Raw genomic sequence first — 20,365 nt, 5'->3', positions numbered from 1 at the left:
TTTATTTATTCTTTCTTCTGTATTGACTTGGTGTATCATTGTATAAGCGGCGAAATGCACGGATAAAACTTTCCGGATTTTTATACCCTACCCTGTCACTGATATCTTCTACACTGAGCTGGCTGCAGAGAAGAAGCTGTTCGCCATGCTGCAGACGGATCTCTGTGAGAAGATTGGAAAAATTTTTTCCTGAGATAGATTTGATCAGTTTCGAACAGTATGGTACAGAGAAATGAAATTTCTCTGCAAGTTCATTTAAAGTTACTGTACTGCAGTTTCCCATCATATAAGCAAGCATTTCGGATTCCTGCTCCGTCCGTTCTCTTCTGTTATCCGGTATGCTTACATTTTTCCCATGGCGTCTGGTCAGCTCCACAAAAAACAATGTAAGGATGCTGCAGATGATCCTGTCTGAAAAACTGTCGCTGGTTTTCTGTTCCCTGTACATGTCCAGAATGTAATTACGGATAACTGTATCATTCTTCGTACGGAAAAGAAGGTAGCGTATTTTTTCTCTGGAATATAGGTTCCCTACAAAGAAACCGGAAATCTGGGTCTTATCACGGACTGTATTGTAAAAGATATCCATAAATGTGCTGCGGCGGATCAAGATATTCAGAATTACACTGTCGTCCTCCACTGCCAGGATTCCATGTCTGACATCAGGTGCGATCAGGCACAGGTCTCCTGCTGTCAGTTTCTCTGTGGAATCCCGGAAGGAATTAGTACAGGTTCCTGACAGAACATATATGATTTCAAAAAAATCATGTTCATGATAAAACAATGGAAAATATCTCGGGTGTTTTACCAGACTCACATTATATCCCTGCGGGATAAACGCATCCTCTCTGGAATGCGCATTTACTTTTTTCGGATTCTGTACCCACTCAACTTCTTTTTTATGGTCCGAATGTCTTGCTGCAAATCCCGAAATATTCTTCGGAATTTTTTCCATAAAATAATATTCCCGGAAAATCTTCTCATCATACTCCCATGTATTCAATTCCTGTATCAGATCATCATATTTCATTGCAGTGTCCTCTTTTACAATGTTTAATGTTCACAGGCTTCTTTCCTGAACCTGTCTTATATCTGTGTTTTATGTTTCCAGTTTAACATGCGATTTCCAAATCCACAACGCAAAACCCGACAGCATACAGATCAATCCATACGCTGTCGGGTTTCTTTATAAAAACGATATTCCGAACTCCCCTCAGTGTTCTTCTGTCTTTTTAGCTTTCTTCCGCCAGCTTACCGCTCCCTGGTTCTGTCTGGCGTTCTGCTCCTGCACGGCGGATTCCGGCGAATATGGAACCTGCGATATTGTGCCATACGCTGAAGATTGCTCCTGGCAGTGTTGCCAGAGGATTGGCTGCAAAATTAGCTGCTGCCAGCGAAACTGCAAGACCGCTGTTCTGCATGCCTACTTCTATAGCTATGGCTGTTGTTCTGGAATATTCCACGTGGAAGATTTTTGCTGCAAGGAGACCTAACATCATACCGCAGAAGTTATGGATAGCCACCACTCCAAGCACCAGAACTCCACAGTTTAAGATCTTGTCCGCATTTACTGCCACGATTCCTCCGATGATCATAGCGATAGCGATCACTGAGATCAGCGGCATCACGTCGGATACTTTGTCTACGTGTTCTCCTGCAAGACTCCGCAAAATGATTCCCAGAAGTACCGGAACCAGGATCACTTTTATCACAGAGAGCACCATAGCCCAGAAAGATACTTCCACCCAGGCTCCTGCCAGAACATATACAAGAAACGGTGTGGCAAGGGGTGCTGCCAGCGTGGAAACGATTGTCATTCCTACAGATAATGCCACGTCACCGCCTGCAATATAGGTGATCACATTGCTGGCTGTTCCCCCCGGGCAGCAGCCTACCAGGATCACTCCCAGGGCCAGGTCAGCCGGAAGATTCATCACCTTGCACAGTATCCAGGCCACTACAGGCATGATGGTATACTGTGCCACTGCTCCGATCACCACTTCTTTAGGTCTGGAAAAAACAATCCGGAAGTCTTCCATCTTTATGGTCAGTCCCATTCCGAACATGATAACCCCAAGGAATACAGAAGTGTAATTGGTCATCCAGGCAAAACCGTCCCTCCAGAAAAAAGCCACGCAGGAAAAAGCGATGATAATGATCCCGATATATCTGGATGCAAGGCTGCTGATCTTTGCGATTTTATTTAAGATTTTTTCCATATATTATACCTCGTAGCTGAAGTTGTCGATCAGTCTTGTTTTTCCGATGTAAACAGCCATTGCTACGAGAACGCTGCGGTCAGCTTTTTCCACCGGCTGCATGGTAAGTGCGTCTACCATGGATACATAATCGATCTTTGCCAGAGGTTCTTCTTCGATCACTGCGCGCATTCTTCCAAGGAGCTCTTCTGCCGGGATTCCTGTGCGGATAGCTTCCTGTCCGGCTTTTACTGCTTTTGACAGGCAGAGAGCTGCTTTTCTTTCTTCAGGGCTTAAATATGTATTTCTGGAGGATTTTGCAAGTCCGTCCTCCTCACGGACGATGGGGCAGCCAATGATCTCAATATCAAAATTCAGATCCTGCACCATCTTGCGGATGATAGCCAGCTGCTGTGCGTCTTTCTGTCCGAAATATGCTCTGTCCGGTGCTACGATGTGGAACAATTTGGACACTACTGTGCATACACCCTTAAAATGAATAGGGCGTGTTTTTCCGCAGAGTGTTTCGGATAAGGTATCTATGCTTACAAATGCGTGGGGATCATGATACATTTCGGAAGGCTCCGGGCAGAAGATCAGGTCTGCTCCCAGGCTTTCGCAGAGTTTGCTGTCACGCTCAAAATCTCTTGGGTATGCTTCCAGGTCTTCGGTCGGTCCGAACTGTGTCGGATTGACGAAATCAGATACTACTACGATGTCGTTCTGCTCTCTGCATTTTTTTATCAGGCTTGCGTGTCCTTCATGGAGAAATCCCATGGTCGGGACAAGTCCTACTGTTTTGCCTTCCTTTTTCCACGCTTTGATCTGTTTTCTTGTTTCTTCTACTGTTTTTGTTACCTGCATTGTTCTCTCCTCTTTCTCAGTCACGGGAACTGGGATTTTTTATAGATTTCGAGATAGCCTCTTTTCTGAATTCACTTTCCTCTTATTTTATAAGGCGTTATGTCCACATTGGACACATACCTAATCTGTAATCTGAGTTTCCTCTATTACGGATTTTTTCAGGCCATATCTTTCAGCAGTCCGTGTTTCTCATAATTGGTCACTCTGCTGATCTTATTTTCTTCATCTACAAATACTACTGCAGGCTTATGTGTACGGGCTTCTTCCTGCTCGTACTGTGCGTAAGCCATGATGATGATCTTGTCACCTGTGCTCACGCATCTTGCTGCTGCTCCGTTCAGGCAGATCATACCGCTTCCGCGTTCTCCGCAAATGGTGTATGTCTCGAAACGGCTGCCGTTGTTCACATCTACGATCTGAACTTTTTCATATTCCAGTATTCCGGCAGCTTCCAGCAGTTCCTCATCCACAGTGATACTTCCCACATAATCCAGTTCTGCCTGGACAACAGTTGCTCTGTGGATCTTTCCTTTTAACATTTCTATTGTCATCTTATATAAGTCCTTTCCTGCAGGGAAGTGCATAAAAAAAGCGCCTCAGGGTATACTTCGACCCTGAAACGCTTCTGATTGATTCCCTGTATGCTGAGTCCTGTTTTTTGTACATGAAAAGGTATTCACAGAATTTTCTGCTATAATACTTTCCCTGCCATCAATACAGGCTCTTATCTTTTATAATTTCATATATCCGTCCGTTCCCATTTCCCGGGTTCCGGCTGGTTATTTATATAAGATTCCAGTGATTTCAGCCAGAGTATAGTTTTGAGTCCAAATACTATCTCTGTGGGGTATTATGACATTGTGATAGTTATTTGTCAATAACTGAAACTTAATCCGGGTTTTTATTTATGCAAATGCACATCCAGCTGATTATAAGGAATCTCAATTCCATAATAATCAAAGTCTTCTTTGATCCTCTGGTTCAGTCTCCATCTGGTGTCCCAGTAGCGGTCTGTATCTACCCAGACACGGAAGCCCATGATCACAGCACTTTCTGCCAGCTCATCTACAAATACTACCATCTCTTCGTCTTCTCTTGTGTCAGGATCTTCTGTCAGGATGTCTTCCAGGATCTCCTTGGCTCTCTGGATGTCTGCGTTGTAAGAAATCCCTACTTTGATCTCCAGTCTTCGCTGATCCCTTGCCGTTACGTTGGTGATGGTTGTGTTGGAAAGCGTACCATTTGGGATCACGATATGCTTGTTGTCAATGGAAAGAAGCGTTGTGTAACAGATCTCGATCTTGGATACTGTTCCTTCGCTTCCGTTCTGTCCGTTGACAACAATGTAATCTCCTACCTGGAATGGCTTGAATAAAAGAAGCATCATTCCTCCTGCCAGGTTTGAAAGTCCGCCCTGCAGGGCAAGACCCAAGGTAACGCCGGCAGTTCCAAGAAGTGCTGCCAATGATGATTCCTTCACTCCGAAGCTTGTGGATATGTTAAAAATCAGAAGTATATAAAGCACGATCTTGACCAGGGATGACATAAACTGAGCAACACCTGTGTCCAGTCTGGATTTTGTCAGTGATTTTCTGACGAACTTTACGATCCCTTTAATGACGGTGCTTCCTACCCAGAAAGCCACGATGGCCAGGACAACCTTGATTCCGAATTTGGTAATATCCGGAATATAATTTTCAAACATCTGCTTGTACTGGTTTACCTGATTTCCTACCTCCTGAACGGTCTGTACTGTACTGTCCAAATTAATTTTCCTCCCGTCTGATATAGTCAAACTCTATTGTCCGCATCCTGTAATATAATAATACAGCAGCGATTTTTTCCTGTAAAACCGATTTCTCCGGCTCTGTAAGGAATAAGTTATAATCGCTGCTGTAACTGTATCATAATTCTGTTGTATTTCTATCCGGTAATGTAATGCAAAACATTCCCGGCTGCTTCACTTTACTGAATATTTCTTTTTATTTACTGATCCCCTTCATGGAAAGGCTGATCCGCTTCTTCTTCATATCCACACCAAGAACACGCACATCCACAATATCACCAACGCTGACTGCTTCCAGCGGATGTTTGATGAATTTCTCGCTCATCTCTGAAATATGAACCAGTCCGTCCTGATGTACACCGATATCTACAAAAGCTCCGAAATCAATTACATTGCGGACAGTTCCTTTAAGAACCATGCCTTCTTTCAGATCCTTCATATCAAGGACATCTGTGCGGAGAATCGGCTTCGGCATCTCATCACGTGGATCTCTTGCCGGTTTCTCCAGCTCTTTTACGATATCCCGAAGTGTCGGCTCACCGATTTCCAGTTCTTTGGCCAGTTTTCCGTAATCGCGGATCTGTCTGGAAATGCCGGTAAGTTTACGCTCTGCCACGTCTTGTGGTGTATAGCCAAGTTTTTCCAGGAGTTTTTTTGCCGCGTCGTAGCTCTCAGGATGAACACTTGTTGCATCCAGAGGATTTTTGCCCCCTGTGATCCGTGTGAAACCTGCACACTGCTCAAAGGCTTTCGGGCCAAGTTTCGCAACTTTGAGAAGTTCCCGTCTTGTCTGGAAGCGGCCGTTCTCCTCACGGTAAGCTACGATATTCTTTGCGATAGCTTTGCTGATTCCGGAAATATATTCCAGAAGGGAAGCAGATGCTGTATTGAGATCTACGCCGACTTTGTTCACGCAGTCCTCAACAACTCCGTTCAGTGCCTCGCCCAGTTTCTTCTGGTTCATGTCATGCTGGTACTGACCGACACCAATGGATTTCGGGTCTATCTTTACAAGCTCTGCCAGCGGGTCCTGGACACGTCTTGCGATAGATGTGGCACTACGCTGTCCCACATCAAAATTCGGGAATTCTTCCGTTGCAAGCTTGCTTGCGGAATATACGGAAGCACCTGCCTCGTTGGTGATCACGTACTGAACTTTTTCCGGGATTTCCTTAAGGAGTTCCACGATAATCTGCTCTGACTCTCTGGATGCGGTTCCGTTTCCTACGGAGATCAGGGTTACGTGATATTTGCTGATGAGTTTTTTGAGGGTTTCTTTGGCTGCACGGATCTTGGTCTCATTGGTAGGCGCTGTCGGATAGATCACAGTGGTATCCAGAACTTTTCCGGTCGGGTCTATCACTGCCAGCTTACATCCTGTACGAAATGCCGGATCCCAGCCAAGAACTACCTGTCCTGCAATTGGAGGCTGCATAAGAAGCTGCTCCAGATTTTTGCCAAATACGTGAATGGCTCCGTCCTCTGCTCCTTCCGTTAATGCACTTCTGATCTCACGCTCAATGGCCGGGCCGATCAGACGCTTGTAGCTGTCCTCCACCACTTCCTTCAGAACCAGGGTTGTATTCGGATTGTCACGGACGATCACCTGTTTCTCAAGATAGCGGATGATATCTTCCTCCGGTGCCACGATCTTCACTGTGAGGAATTTCTCCTTCTCACCACGGTTCAGTGCAAGGACACGATGGCCTGCCAGTTTCTTCACAGGCTCCTCGAAATCATAGTACATTTCGTAAACAGACTGCTCTTTCTCATCTCTCGCAGTGGAACAGATAGTTCCTTTATCCATTGTTTTCTTACGGATATAGATACGGTAGTCTGCCTCATCGGAAATATGCTCTGCGATAATATCTTTGGCTCCATTGATAGCATCTGCCGTTTTTTTAACTTCTTTTTCCTCTGAAAGAAAAGCCTTCGCCTCTTCTTCCAGCGGTTTCTTTGTCATCTGAAGAAGAATGATATCTGCCAGCGGCCCGAGCCCCTTCTCCTTTGCAATAATAGCACGCGTACGGCGTTTCGGACGATATGGGCGGTAAAGATCCTCCACTACTACAAGAGTCTGTGCCGCTTCGATCTGCTTTTTCAGTTCCGGTGTCAGCTTGCCCTGCTCCTCAATACTGCCAAGGACCTGAGCTTTTTTGTCCTCAAGGTTTCTTAAATAGGTAAGTCTCTCATTAAGATTACGAAGCTGTTCATCGTTTAATGTACCGGTTGCTTCTTTACGGTATCTGGAAATAAAAGGAATGGTGCAGCCTTCATCGATCAGCCTGACTGCTGCTTCTACCTGCCATTTCTCAACGTTCAATTCTCTGGTAATTACCTGAATAATATCCATTTTTATCTTTCTCCCGTTGTTACAGATTTGTCTTGGGCTGCATTCCCCTTTTTACACAGCTTCAGACATTTATTAAAGGTCAATCTGTGCGATCACGTTTTTCAGTGCATTGGCACTTGCATGAAGTTTCTCAGTCTCCTCTTCAGTAAGAGGAACGCGTACGATACTCTTCACACCTTCCGGTCCGATAGATGCCATTGTACTAAGACATACATCCTCAATGCCGTACTCTCCGTGAAGCATAGTTGACACACTGACAATTGTATCAGATGCTGCAAGAAGAAGCGAGCAAAGTCTGCACACAGATACTGCTACTGCATAAAAAGTTGCACCTTTTTTGGCAATAACAGTTGACCCTGAAGTATGAACATACTCCAGAACCTCTTCCTTGTCAAGTGGCGGCATATCCTTCTGATCCTCATGAGCAATCTTATCAAATTCATCCAGAGTTGCACCTGCCACAAATGCTCTTGACCATGGTACAAAAGAAGTATCTCCATGCTCGCCAAATACATAAGCGTGGATATTTTTCTCAGAAACTCCATAATGCCTGGAAAGTCTGCAGCGGAGACGTGCAGTATCCAGAGCTGTACCGGAGCCTAAAATCTGGCTCTCCGGAAGTCCGGAAAGCTTCGCAAAAGCGTATGTCATAATATCACACGGATTGCTTACGATAATATAAAGTGCTTTAGGAGCCACTTTTACGATCTCCGGAGTGATGCTCTTCATAATATTAACGTTAGTCTGTGTCAGTTCAATTCGTGTCTGTCCTGGTTTTCTGGCAATACCGGAAGTGATGATTACAATATCTGAGTCCGCAGCATCCGGATAATCTCCCGCCACAATGGAGATCGGTTCACGGAAACTGGTTCCCTGTTCAATATCCATGACCTCTCCTTCTGCCTTCTGCTTGTTGATATCGATCAGTACGATTTCTGAGGCAATGCTCCTCTGTGATAATGTGTAAGCGATGGTTGCTCCTACACTTCCTGCTCCGATGATCGTAATTTTACTACTCATGTTATTCTCCTTTCAGCGTTGTTTGTCATATAAATAACAATTATAAGTACACACACTAAAACATATCATAAAATCAAGATCCGTGCAATAAAATTATAACTATACTTCTTAAGTTACGCGCCATTAATTCGCGATATTTTTCAATTATTTTCAATGTATATTCTGACGTTTTTTATATTATTCTGTATATTTCCATGTTATTTTTTTATCGAAATAACCTCTTGAACGGATATTTGCAATCCTGCTGAAAACTTCCCTGATTCGGTTAAATTTTTTCTAATACGGAAAAACCCCTGAATTCCAGAATATTTTTTTCTGAAATTCAGGGGGGGCTTTTAGTCAATCGGATATTCGCAATCCGCTTTCGCTACTTGCTCATAACCGAATAACTGCTCCGCAGTTTCGGTTAAAATCAGTTTTTCGCCTGGTTTAATGCTTTCTGTGCTGCTCCGATGATTCCCTCTGAGGAGAAGGTTGCACCGCTGACTGTATCAATTCCGTCTGCTGACTGATTCGCCATGATCTGGGCATAGATAGTTTCCCATGCCGGATCAAAAAATTCCGGCGTGTCGTTGTTGGTTTGTGTGATGGACACGATCTGACCTCCGCTGATAGTCACTGTCAGTCTTGTTTTTCCGCCATATCCGAAAGCAGCTGCTTCATATGTTCCGTCTCTGTACAGGCCTGCAGGGGTTGGCTCAGGTGCTTCGGTCGGCTCCGGCGTTACATTGGGATCATTCGGAACAGGTGTTGTGTTCGGATCATCCGGTGTCGGTGTTATATTTGGATCATCAGGCACTGCCGTTGGTTCCGGTGTGGCAGTTGGCTCAGGCGTTGCTGTCGGTTTCGGTGTGGCAGTTGGTTTCGGAGTTGGCTTCTTCGTTGGAGTCGGGGTCACTTTTTTTCCATATTCTGGATTTTTCGCTTCCTTCAGGGCTTTTTTTACAGCTTCCAGAATTCCCTTTGAAGAATAAGTTGCTCCGCTGACTGTGTCAATATCATCCACGGAATCTGAGCCTACGATCTGCTCTTTCAGAGCACTCCACGCTTTTTCAAAAAACATCGGAGTATCTGTATTCTCCTGTTTTACAGATGTGATCACGTCATTTTTGATAGTGATAGTTACTTTTACATCTCCGCTGTAGCCTTTTGCAGAAGCTTTATAGGTTCCGTTCAGGTACTGGCTCGGACTATTCGGATCAGGTTTTTTGGTCGGCTTCGGCTTTTTTGTCGGAGTTGGCGTTGGTGTGGAAGTCGGTGTCGGTGAAGGGGTTGGCTGACTTGTGCTTCCATCTGCTGCTGCCTGGGATAAAGCATTCTGGACTGCCTGGATGATTCCGTTGGAAGAATAGGTTGCTCCGCTGACCGCATCTACATTCGGTGTGTTTCCGGCGATCATTTTGCTGATAACACCTTTCGCTGACGCAAAATACGATCCGGTTTCTCCGGAAGCGTCCAAAATATCAATAGCTGCGATCTTTCCGCCGCTTACTGTCACGCGTACAGTGATCGTACCGCCGAATCCGGTTCCGGATCCTTTGTATGTTCCGTCTTTATAGCCGCCTGCCGGAACATTGGCCACTGGTGTCTGAGTGGAACCCTGTCCTGCTGCGCCGGCATTGTTTTTTGCAGATTCAGATACAGTTCTTTTTCCGGAGCTCTTTTTTGCTGCTGTTTTTTTAGCAGATTTTTTTGATGTCTTTTTTGAAGTACTTTTATTGGATGTGCTTTTCTTATCTGCTGCTGTACCGGTTTCGGAAACTGAATTATCTTCTTCCTCATAACCAAGATATTTTTCCAGCTCAGAAGCAGACATTACGGTCGTATCTGACTTCTGAAGAGTTTCTGTGTTTTCATCAGAGCCCTGTGCCTTGATACCTGAAAATGCAAGTGCCGCGATCACAGCTGCTGCAGGGATCAGTTTTGGCCAGGGTATCTTCGGGTCATTATTTTCAGATGGCTTTTTTTCTTTCAGATCTTTTTCCATGAATACTTTTCTCCCCTCTTTATGCGGCTTTTGCCAGGCATTTATTTCCGTGCCGACAGGCAGACTTCTGCCGCAGATACATAAAATGCTCTGCGGCAGAGGTACTTACCAGGTATTTACTTAACAGTTACCACAAATTTCTTTGTAATGCCGTTGCATTTAACTGTGATTGTTGCTTTACCTTTTTTGATTCCTTTAACAACGCCTTTGCTTGTTACAGTTGCAACTTTCTTGTTGCTGCTTGTGTATGTAACTTTGCCGGCAGGTGCTGCTTTGGATTTGATTGTTGTTGTTTTTCCTTTTTTGATTGTTGCGGAAGATTTTGTAAGACTGAATGTCGGGTTCTTAACTATCAGCTTGTATGTTGCTTTCAGTTTTCCGCTTGTTGCTGTGATTGTTACTGTTCCAGCTTTCAAACCTTTTACTGCACCTGTTTTGCTGTTTACTGTTGCAACTTTATTATTGCTGCTTGTGTATTTTACAGAGGAAACGCCTGCCAGTGTTGCTTTTACTGTTGCTGTTTTTCCTTTGTAAACAACCACTGTCTTCTTTGCAAATTTAACAGATGAAGCTTTAACTGTTACTGTGCATGTTGCTGTTGCATTTCCGTAAGCAGCTGTAATTGTTGCTGTTCCGGCTTTCACACCTTTTACAACTCCTGTACTACTTACTGTTGCTACTTTTGTGTTGCTGGATTTAAATGTTACCTTTGCATCTTTATCATTACTTGTTGCTTTCAGAGTTACAGTTTTTCCTATGTATACAGCTGCTGTCTTTTTATCCAGAGCTGCAGTTACTTTGACAAGTTCTTTCTCTGCTGCCTGAAGATGTGAAAGTGCTTCGTTAACCTCTGCCTGGCTTGCATCTGTCTTTGCAATAACTTCCTCTGCCTCAGCAAGCTCACCTGCGAAAGATTTCCATGTTGCAACAGTGTAATCTGCCTGTTTCAGTGCTTTTGCAGTCTCAACCTCAGCTTTAAGATATGTAAAGTCAGTCGGCTCCACCTGCGGCTCTACAATATTCTCTGCTGTTGCCTGGAATGTATATGTATAATCATTGTATCCAAGTGCATATACAGTCAGTTTCCAGTAACCGGTTCCGTCTGTTCCTCCCGGAAGTTTGCAACGCTTGGAATGAGTCAGTCCAAGCTGGATTCCCATAGCTTTATGCATCCAGTTATCTGCAGCAAACTTGGTTCCGTAAGAAGCAAGGGGTTTGGTATATGTAGAATCATCTCCATAGTAATCCCAGCGTACAGCCTGCATGTTCGCACCAAGATCTCCGTAATTTCCAAGAAGGTCTACACGAAGGAACTCACCATAGCTTCCACTTGCAGCTTTCACCTGCGGTTCAATACCTGTAGCTGTTTTCAGAGCCTGATCTTTAATACCGGATGCTGTTCCATCAGACTTTCTTGCTGTAAATGTAAAACTGTCACCGTTCTTCTCAGCATATTTCAGACCATTGGTATCAGCAGTTACATCAGCTACAAGACCAACATAGGACTGAAGATTCATCTCGCCATATCCACCGGAAATAGTTCCGCCAGCCTGTACAACATTATATTTTTTGCAAAAATCTGCAAAATCTGCTGTTTTAACTGCTACCGGAACATATTTAAGGCCATACACTTCGTAATGATTCATTTCATAATCTTTTCCGTCTTTTGTAACAGTTCCTCTGTTCCATGCAGCCTCAGAACCATCTGTAAGTACGATTGTTTTTCCACCGTCTTTCCAGTAGGAAACATCAAATCTTGTTCCATCTTCTGCAACAATTGTAGCTTCTGTCTGATAGCTTCCTCTGTGAAGTCCATGATTGGCAGTTGCTCTTGTTACTGTATCAAAAGCACCTTTATCAGCCTCACCTTTAAGGTCAGGCTCATCACTGGAGCTTGTATCGCCTGCATTATAAACTCCCTCGGATGCCCAGTACTCACCCCATGTAAGTCCCGCATATACATACTGATACTCACCTTTCAGCTGGCTTGCATCGGAGAAAGCTTCCTCTGTATCATCGCCTGCTGAAAACTCATCTTCTCCATCGGAAACAGGATCGGCTTCTTCAGCTACAGCATCTTCCTGGATCTCAAGATCATCTGCTGCCTCATCCTGCTGAATATCCTCTGGCATCTCTTGTGTTGTATCCTCAGCAGCTTCAACTTCTTCTGCGCCAAAGTCCTCAACATCTGCTTCCTGAGTTTCTGCTTCGGAAACGACTGCCGTATCAAAATCTGTTGCCATTACAGCTGTCGGGAAAGTTGTTGCTGCCACTGCAAGACTCAGGATGCATGGAGCTGTTTTTTTCAGTAGATTCCACTTCTGCATTACTTATTCCTCCTAAAAATATGAAATATTTATAGAAAACCTTCCATAACAATTCCGACTCTCCCTGTTTTCGGTCGAGAACCTGATGACGAAATTTCAGGAATTGCTACAGGCTTTACTATCGCTTTTATTGTGTGATATCCTCCACGCTGTAGGAATCCTGAAGAAGGCTGAATCGCTCCTTCATTCCATCGGTGAGGTACACATGATGGTCTTCATCCACAAAAAGTCCATCTGCGTTGTACTTTTTCAACAATTCGGAGCCTTTTTCCACACCTAATACAAAGCATGCTGTGGAAAGTGCATCTGCTTCCAGTCCTGTATCGCATACAACGGTCACTCCGGTTACTCCGCTTTTTGCCGGATATCCGGTAGACGGATCCATAATGTGGTGATATCTCACACCATCTTCGATAAAATATTTCTCATAATCTCCTGATGTGGAAAGAAACTCTGTGCCGTTTAAGGCAACCACTCCAAGATACTCTTCGTCATTTTCAGCCCGCGGATCTGTCACTGCCACGTTCCAGGAAGAACCGTCCGGTTTGCTTCCGTAAGTCATGACACTGCTTCCACCAAGATTCATCAGTGCTGCTGTTACATCCTTCTGAGTTTCCACATATTCCAGAACAGAGTCACATCCGATACCTTTTCCGGCTGCACCAAGATCAAGGGAACATCCTTCATCCATACTGATGTTGTTTCCTGCCAGCGAAACTTTTTCGTAGCCGGAATCCTTCAGAACTTTCCTGATCTCATCCTCGCCCGGAATCCTCTGATCTTCCCCTCCAATATCCCACAGCCGGATCAGTTTCCCGATCGTCGGATCAAAAGCTCCGTCAGAGTCTCTGGCAATTTTAAGTATCCGCTCCAGATAACCGGAAAGTTCTCCGGAAATCTCCATATCTTTTCCGTCAGATGCGTTCACCTTGCAGATCTGCGAGTCCTCATTCGTCCAGGAAAGAAGGTTCGTTTCCACATCCGTCAGCACGGATGTCAGCTTACTGTTTATATCGTCTCCTGTGGTATAAAGTGTTTCGGATACCACAGTATCCATAGCAAAATCTGTATCTGTATATGTCTGTATATCTTTATCTGATGCAGCCAGGCACATGGATGGAATCACCATTGTTGTTCCCGTAAATACTGCTGCTGCCAGAAAAGCTTTCTTTTTCAGAGCATGAAATTTCATAGATTATTTTTCCTCTGTTGTTCCTATGTGAATGTTTTTTCTGGGGCATGTTGCCGCACAGGCATGACAGCAAAGACATTCGCCGGACATTGCTGTGTCACCGTCAATGTCCAGATGTGCAGGGCATCTTTTTTTACAAAGTCCGCATTTCGGAGGGCATTTCTCTCGGTTTCTCTTAAAAAGTGCTCCGGGCAGGATCGGCATCAATGCGAAAACCGCTCCCATCGGGCAGAGAAACTGGCAGAAAAAACGCTCCTGTGTACACATTCCCACCATGATCAAAATCAAAAGGATGATTCCCACCAGATATGTACTGTTTGGAAGCCTTCCGGCTGTGAGCATGGAAAAAACATCCCATGGGCTGGTTCCTGTAAGCTTTCCGTATACGCCTGTGAGGCAGGAAAGCAGGATCAGAGCCAGTACGATATATTTCACTTTCTGAAGTCTGTGAACCAGTTTTTCAGAAAGAGCTGGTTTCTTTTTTTTATGAAAACATTTCGTCCAGATCCAGGCAAAGCCTTCATACATGACATCTCCAAATGCTCCGAATGCACAGGCATATCCGCAGAAATGTCTTCCGAAAAAGCATGTAAAGATCAGAAGTACTGCTGTTACGGTCAGAAAAGAATTCCACTCTACCGGCTGTCCGGCTGCAATGGCGAGAAAAATCGATTTAATTCCTGCAAAAGCTGTGGAAAACAGAGACGGGGCCGCTATGAAAAACGCCAGCTGAATCCCTGCACGTATCAGCCTTACATCCCGCTGTCTTTTTTTCATTTGTTTTCCGCCTTTCCAAGTGCTTCATCAACAGCATTCAGGATTCCTGTTGAACTGAAGGTTGCGCCAGATACAGTGTCCACATCTGTGCTCTGGGCACTGATAACGGAATTTATCACGCTTTCTGCCTGTGAAAGATATGCGCTGTCCTCGCCGGGTGCGCTGACTACATTGATGGATGTGATCTCATCACCGGCCAGTGTCACCTCAACCTGGATCGTTCCGCCGTATCCCTCAGCTTCACCTGTGTAGGTACCATCTTTATATACGTAATCAGAATCTGTTGTTGTGTCGTCTGTGGTGTTGTTATCTGCTTCGCTGTTGTCTGCTGATGCACTGTCTGTTGATACACTGTCTGTTGTATCGCTGTCTGCCGCAGTATCTGCTGCGGATGCTGTCTGATTCTGAACCCGGCTGGTGTAGATCGTCTCCAGTGCGCTTAAAAGTTCACTCTGCTGATTCTGAAGAGTGTCCACTTTATCGGTCAGAGCTGCGATCTCTTTCTCATTCTCCTCAGCCTTCATACTGCTGTTGTAAAAAAGCACAGCCATGATCACCAGAAGAACGGAGATCACTCTCATGTAAAAATTCTGGTTTTTCATCTCTTTTCTCCCCTGTTTTTATTTATAACGAGTAAAGCAAAATAATCCGTCAAGCAAATATCCTTTATTTCAATTACATTGTAAAATGCCAGATATGGCACTCCCTGAAATGACTATAGATTCCTTAGTTCCGTGGGAGCTCGCAAAGTTATATATTATTCATTTACATATTTAACTTAGTCGTATTTAATCTTATTTTACAAATTAGATACTTCTAACTTACAGGTAGGTATTATATCATCGTTTTTTTTCCTTGTCCATACTTTTTGTTAGTATCTTATAACTTTTTTATTGGGGATTTTATCTGCCTGAATGAATGATTTCAATTTTGCCGGTTATGGAGCGAACAACATTATTTTTTAGGTTAGATGCACTTAACTTATATTTGCCTTTTGAATGGGAGTATGATATTATTTTTACGAATCTGTGATAGAAATGGAGATTTATTTTGAAGAAAAAAGAAGCGATTTTTATTGCGTCCATACTGGTGATCGCCGGGATTCTTGGGCTTGGTTTCCGGATTTCGGGGCAGCGTTCCCATAATACGATCCGCATTACTGTTGATGGAAAAGAATTCGGGACGTACTCACTGAGCAAGGATCAGGTGATCCATATCGGAGATACCAATGTCTGTGAGATCAAGGATGGAAAAGTCACCATGATCGAAGCCACCTGCCCGGATCATTACTGTATGAAACAGAAGGCAGTTGACGAACACGGCGGTTCTATTATCTGCCTGCCGAATAAAGTTGTAATAGAAGGAAAGGATTCTGCTGAGCCTTCGGAGCCTGATGATTCACCGAAGATCGATGCAGTAACATAAGATCATGAAACGAAAAACAGCTTATCTTGGATTGTTTGCTGCGGTTGCCATTATATTTGGATATGTAGAATCGCTGATCCCCGTCTTCGCCGGAATTCCCGGTGTAAAAATAGGACTGGCGAACCTGGCGGTACTTTTTATACTGGATCGGTATTCCTGGCGGGAAGCTGCACTTGTATCGGTTGTCCGCATACTTGTAATTGGATTTATGTTTGGAAACCTGTTCAGTATTGTATATAGTCTTGCCGGAGCAGCACTCAGCCTGACTGTGATGAATTTTCTGAAAAAGCATTCGGAGTTCAGCCTGATCGGAATCAGTGTTGCCGGAGGCGTTACCCATAATATCGGGCAGCTGATCGTTGCTATGATCGTGGTCAGCAACACCAGTCTGATGGTGTATGCACCGGCACTGCTTGTTGCAGGTGTGCTCGCCGGGGTTGCCATAGGTGTGTTGGTAAAGGAAGTTCTGGGGAGAGTTCCTTTGAATCCTTAGTTTTGTATGTTTTGCTTTTTGGATTTATTAGTTTTACTTTGTGAAAGTGGGGAAAACCGTGGGGAGGAAAGGCACTCATAGTTGCGAAGGCCGTTTTTCCTCCCCACCCCCCTCCTTTCTGGCCACGCCGCTGTGATGCGTTTTGATTAGTGTAAATTTATCGGCTTAATCCTGTATGCTTCTGTATTGGAAATGACAGGTTGAGCCGATTTTTTTGGACCGTATATTATTAGCCCAATTCTTCATTTCTCAATTGGGATATTTTTTACGTATGGGTACGGAAAAGCGGCCTGCGCGGCAGGCCTGTTTCCTGTTTATTGAATATACGGAGAAAAACTTCCTCTTTCTACATTCAGTTCCAGGAACAGGTCTGCTATGCAGACCGCCTTCTGTCTGGCTGAGGGAGTGATCACTCTGACGGCTCACCCTCACCCTCAAAAATCGGCTCAGACTTTCATACAGCAACGGCGTGCCCGGAAAGGGGGAGCTCAAGGGGGAAAAGTGGGCTTCGCAACTCCGAACGCCTTTCCCCCTCGTAACCTTGCCCACGCAACAGTGTCCCCCGGAAAGGAAAGTGCAATTCATGCCAGTCGCATCCAGGCCCTCCCGTCGAGAGACATTCATCTACGCCTCGGTTTCATCCTGAAACTGCGGTATCGGTGTTACAGGAGATACCGGGGGTTCATCGAACTCCCCGGATATATTCCGATAGAAAACCGCCATGCAGGTCTCTATATAAGGTACCAGCCAGATAAGCGCAAGATAAAGTGTAAACATGGAAAAAATAATCCACGGCACAAAGCTGAGCAGCATCTTCAGGTACTCCCATAAATGCCCTTTCATAAGCTTCGCACTGGCTTTCAAAGCCTGTCCGCCCTTCATTTCCGGATTATCCGCCAGAATATAATAAGTCATGGCAAACGGCATCGCTATCAGAAGATTCAGCAAAAATCCCAGCAGCGTAAACAGCAGATAATTCACCGCCCAGTTCATCTGAGCATCTGCTGTACTTCCCATATCCGTAGTATACGAAAACCACGCCATAGGAAGCGAAGTCACCAGATTGATCAGTGCCAGCACAAATGATGCCACGATCACATGATCCGGCTGATGGCTGAAAAAGTACAGAAGATCACCAAAAGAATATTTTTCCCGACGGGAAATATTCAGATAAATCCTGTAAAGTCCCGCTGAAAAAACACAGATCACCAGTGAAAGGATAAAACTGAATACCTCTCCCCCAATGATCGCATACAGGGAATCTCCCGGAAAAAGTGCTGTAGAAATATAACCGGATACCGCACTCATCGCCGCAACTGCAATACTTCCGATCACAGGAACTGTAAAATTCCCAGCCAGAGTTTCCCTCGCAAGCCTCTTACAGCCCTTCAGATTTTTTCTCATAAAATTCTCTCCTTATGAGCGATTACATCGCTCCGTTATAGAAAGCGGAGACTTATACCAAGCCTCCGCCCTGTCATTCATTTCTTATTTTGTTTAATCCGCCAGATTAAACGCATCATGTACCGCATTCATCGCACGTACACCATCTTTTTCATTGATAAGAACAGTGACACGGATCTCAGAAGTTGCGATCATGTTGATGTTCACGCCCTCATTGTAAAGGCTCTCGAACATCTTCGCAGCAACTCCCGGGTTACTCATCATACCAGCTCCCACGATGGAAAGCTTGGCGATATTTTTCTCCGCATGAAGCTCAACATAACCGATACGTGACTGGTTGGCCTCCAGTACACCCATTGCATCATCCAGATCATTCTTGTCAACTGTAAATGAAATATCCTTAGTTCCGGCACGGCCGATAGACTGAAGGATCATATCTACATTTATATTTTTCTTAGCCAGGGTATCAAACAGCTTAAATGCTACTCCTGGTGAATCTTTAAGTCCGATCACAGCAATACGTACTGCATCTGTATCCAGAGCAACACCGCTGATCAGCATTCTCTCCACTGTAACTTCCTCCTTTACCACAGTTCCTTCGCTGTTGTTGAGACTGGAACGTACTACAAGCGGTACGCCATATTTCTTTGCCATCTCTACGGAACGGTTGTGAAGCACACCTGCTCCCAGAGTTGCCAGATCCAGCATCTCATCGTAAGTGATCTCCTTCAGCTTACGGGCTTTGGGAACTTTACGAGGGTCAGCTGTATAGACTCCATCCACATCTGTATAGATCTCGCAGGCATCTGCATGAAGTGCTGCTGCAAGAGCAACAGCTGTGGTATCGGAACCGCCACGGCCAAGTGTAGTGTAGTCATTATACTTGTCTACACCCTGAAAACCTGTAACAACAACGATCCTGCGGTTATCCAGTTCTCTGCGGATACGTGCGGCATCGATCTTTTTCAGGCGCGCACTGCCATGGGCACTTGTTGTATGCATAGCCACCTGAAACGCATTCAGGGAAACAGCCGGTACTCCCATGCTGTCCATAGCCATAGCCATAAGTGCTACTGACATCTGCTCTCCGATAGTAAAAAGCATGTCCATTTCACGTTTCGGAGGTTTCTCATTAATGTCCCTCGCCATGGTGATAAGCTCATCAGTATATTTACCCATTGCTGAAAGCACAACCACCACGTCGTTTCCTTTTTTGTAATCTTCGATACATCTTTTAGCCACATTGAAAATCCTCTCTTTGTTAGCCACAGATGTACCACCGAATTTTTTTACGATTAACATGTTCTTTTCTTCCCCTTCGGCATCAGTCCTTCACACGGATCATCGCCAGTACTTTTCCGTCAAGCTTGCTGATCTTCTCTTTGTAATCAGCCTGCTTCATCTTCGGTGTGATAAATCCGAACTCCTCCGGAAGATTATCCGGCTCGATAGTCTGTACATCACCGAAAGCTTTCTCCACTTCATCCATAGTTGTATCGGACACACGTACAAAGAAACGTCCCTCAACATCATCCATATCCATAAGTTCCAGATCACGGCTGCTCCAGTTTGTCATGATATTTCTGTGAAGATGTTTTGCCTCATCTACAACATCGGCAACCACTGCGCTTGCAGTCGGGAGTTTACCTGCTCCACTTCCGTAGAACATGGCATCTCCAAGAACATTTCCATGTACAAATACTGCATTGAACACATCATTTACGCTGTAAAGCGGGCTCTCCTGGCCCACCAGGAACGGAGCTACCATTGCATAGAAAGCATCTCCGATTCTGCGGCTTGTTGCAAGAAGTTTGATGGTCATGCCAAGCTCTTTCGCATATTCCATATCTGCCGGTGTGATCTTTGTAATTCCTTCTGTATAAATATTCTCGTAATTCAGGAATTTTCCATATGCAAGTGAGGAAAGAATAGCAATCTTACGGCATGCGTCAGCACCTTCTACATCTGCTGTCGGGTCTGCTTCTGCATAGCCTTTCGCCTGTGCTTCTTTCAGAACTGTATCAAAATCACAGTTCTCTGTACTCATTTTATAAAGCATATAGTTGGTGGTTCCGTTAAGGATACCTGTGATCTCATCGATCTCATCTGCTGTCAGTGAAGAATTCAGCGCACGAATGATCGGGATTCCACCGCCACAGCTTGCCTCAAAAAGGAAATTGATACCTTTCGCCTTGGCGATCTCCATAAGCTCGGAACCATGTTTGGCCACCAGAGCCTTGTTGGATGTACTTACGCTCTTTCCGGCCTCGAGTGCTCTTTTTACAAAGGTATATGCCGGCTCGATTCCACCCATAACTTCAACGACAATATCTACCTCCGGATCGTTTACGATCACTTCATAATCATGAACCAGAACTTTCTCCACCGGATCTCCCGGGAAATCTCTTAAGTCCAGCACGTATTTAATATTGATCTCATCTCCGGCTCTCTTGTTAATGCTCTCATGGTTTGTGTTGATAACCTCGACAACTCCGCTTCCTACTGTACCGTAGCCTAATACTGCTATGTTTATCATATG

At 44.7% G+C, this 20,365-nt stretch carries 17 protein-coding genes; 2 read left to right on the top strand and 15 right to left on the bottom strand.

The features are described from left to right. Position 1: 1 nt before the first annotated feature. The 12 genes from HFM85_RS13740 to HFM85_RS13685 all read right to left on the bottom strand — a co-directional run bounded on the left by HFM85_RS13740 (position 2) and on the right by HFM85_RS13685 (position 15,106). Positions 2-1,030: an AraC family transcriptional regulator gene (locus HFM85_RS13740; RefSeq protein WP_173738791.1), complete on the bottom strand. Its 1,029-nt coding sequence runs from the start codon at positions 1,028-1,030 to the stop codon at positions 2-4. A gap of 202 nt (positions 1,031-1,232) precedes the next feature. Beyond that, on the bottom strand, positions 1,233-2,219 hold the full coding sequence (locus tag HFM85_RS13735; RefSeq protein ID WP_173738790.1) for a bile acid:sodium symporter family protein: 987 nt from the start codon (positions 2,217-2,219) through the stop codon (positions 1,233-1,235). 3 nt (positions 2,220-2,222) lie between these two features. Then, positions 2,223-3,062 carry a pantoate--beta-alanine ligase gene (gene panC / locus HFM85_RS13730; protein WP_173738789.1) on the bottom strand — a complete coding sequence of 280 codons (840 nt, stop codon included), beginning with the start codon at positions 3,060-3,062 and terminating at the stop codon, positions 2,223-2,225. A gap of 158 nt (positions 3,063-3,220) precedes the next feature. After that, the gene (panD, locus tag HFM85_RS13725) at positions 3,221-3,613 is read right to left on the bottom strand and encodes an aspartate 1-decarboxylase (protein WP_021652727.1); all 393 of its coding nucleotides are present in this window, start codon (positions 3,611-3,613) and stop codon (positions 3,221-3,223) included. A 350-nt stretch (positions 3,614-3,963) separates the two neighbouring features. Next, positions 3,964-4,827 carry a mechanosensitive ion channel family protein gene (locus tag HFM85_RS13720; RefSeq protein WP_330594915.1) on the bottom strand — a complete coding sequence of 288 codons (864 nt, stop codon included), beginning with the start codon at positions 4,825-4,827 and terminating at the stop codon, positions 3,964-3,966. 217 nt (positions 4,828-5,044) lie between these two features. Further along, complete coding sequence (locus tag HFM85_RS13715) at positions 5,045-7,201, bottom strand: Tex family protein (protein ID WP_173738788.1); 2,157 nt, start codon at positions 7,199-7,201, stop codon at positions 5,045-5,047. 72 nt (positions 7,202-7,273) lie between these two features. Continuing rightward, a complete protein-coding gene (locus HFM85_RS13710; RefSeq protein ID WP_173738787.1) occupies positions 7,274-8,221 on the bottom strand; it encodes an L-lactate dehydrogenase in 948 nt (315 codons plus the stop codon). A gap of 412 nt (positions 8,222-8,633) precedes the next feature. Beyond that, the gene (locus HFM85_RS13705; RefSeq protein ID WP_173738786.1) at positions 8,634-10,208 is read right to left on the bottom strand and encodes an FMN-binding protein; all 1,575 of its coding nucleotides are present in this window, start codon (positions 10,206-10,208) and stop codon (positions 8,634-8,636) included. Positions 10,209-10,324: 116 nt separating this feature from the next. After that, entirely contained in the window at positions 10,325-12,535 is a 2,211-nt protein-coding gene (locus HFM85_RS13700) for a penicillin-binding Tp47 domain C-containing protein (RefSeq protein ID WP_173738785.1), read from the bottom strand. A 127-nt stretch (positions 12,536-12,662) separates the two neighbouring features. Beyond that, a complete protein-coding gene (locus HFM85_RS13695) occupies positions 12,663-13,727 on the bottom strand; it encodes an FAD:protein FMN transferase (protein ID WP_173738784.1) in 1,065 nt (354 codons plus the stop codon). 3 nt (positions 13,728-13,730) lie between these two features. Then, positions 13,731-14,504: a 4Fe-4S binding protein gene (locus HFM85_RS13690; RefSeq protein ID WP_173738783.1), complete on the bottom strand. Its 774-nt coding sequence runs from the start codon at positions 14,502-14,504 to the stop codon at positions 13,731-13,733. Next, a complete protein-coding gene (locus tag HFM85_RS13685) occupies positions 14,501-15,106 on the bottom strand; it encodes an FMN-binding protein (protein WP_173738782.1) in 606 nt (201 codons plus the stop codon). The genes HFM85_RS13690 and HFM85_RS13685 overlap by 4 nt, the downstream gene beginning before the upstream one ends. Before the next feature lie 448 nt (positions 15,107-15,554). Here HFM85_RS13685 and HFM85_RS13680 point away from each other — a divergent pair, with 448 nt between their 5' ends. Further along, positions 15,555-15,929, top strand: coding sequence for a NusG domain II-containing protein (locus HFM85_RS13680; RefSeq protein WP_173738781.1), 375 nt, complete (start codon positions 15,555-15,557; stop codon positions 15,927-15,929). A gap of 4 nt (positions 15,930-15,933) precedes the next feature. Next, positions 15,934-16,422: a Gx transporter family protein gene (locus HFM85_RS13675; protein WP_173738780.1), complete on the top strand. Its 489-nt coding sequence runs from the start codon at positions 15,934-15,936 to the stop codon at positions 16,420-16,422. A gap of 624 nt (positions 16,423-17,046) precedes the next feature. Here HFM85_RS13675 and HFM85_RS13670 read toward each other — a convergent pair. The 3 genes from HFM85_RS13670 to HFM85_RS13660 form a co-directional block, all read right to left on the bottom strand. Continuing rightward, positions 17,047-17,826, bottom strand: a complete 780-nt coding sequence (locus tag HFM85_RS13670) for a DUF975 family protein (RefSeq protein WP_173738779.1) — start codon at positions 17,824-17,826, stop codon at positions 17,047-17,049. Between the two features lie 93 nt (positions 17,827-17,919). After that, positions 17,920-19,128, bottom strand: coding sequence for an aspartate kinase (locus HFM85_RS13665; RefSeq protein ID WP_173738778.1), 1,209 nt, complete (start codon positions 19,126-19,128; stop codon positions 17,920-17,922). A 22-nt stretch (positions 19,129-19,150) separates the two neighbouring features. Further along, positions 19,151-20,362, bottom strand: coding sequence for a homoserine dehydrogenase (locus HFM85_RS13660; protein ID WP_173738777.1), 1,212 nt, complete (start codon positions 20,360-20,362; stop codon positions 19,151-19,153). Between the last annotated feature and the right edge of the window lie 3 nt (positions 20,363-20,365).

Source organism: Blautia schinkii, from assembly GCF_013304825.1.
Taxonomy (GTDB): domain Bacteria; phylum Bacillota; class Clostridia; order Lachnospirales; family Lachnospiraceae; genus Blautia_A; species Blautia_A schinkii_B.
The sequence above is the reverse complement of the archived record's forward strand: the minus strand, read 5'-3'. Positions and strand labels throughout refer to the sequence as shown.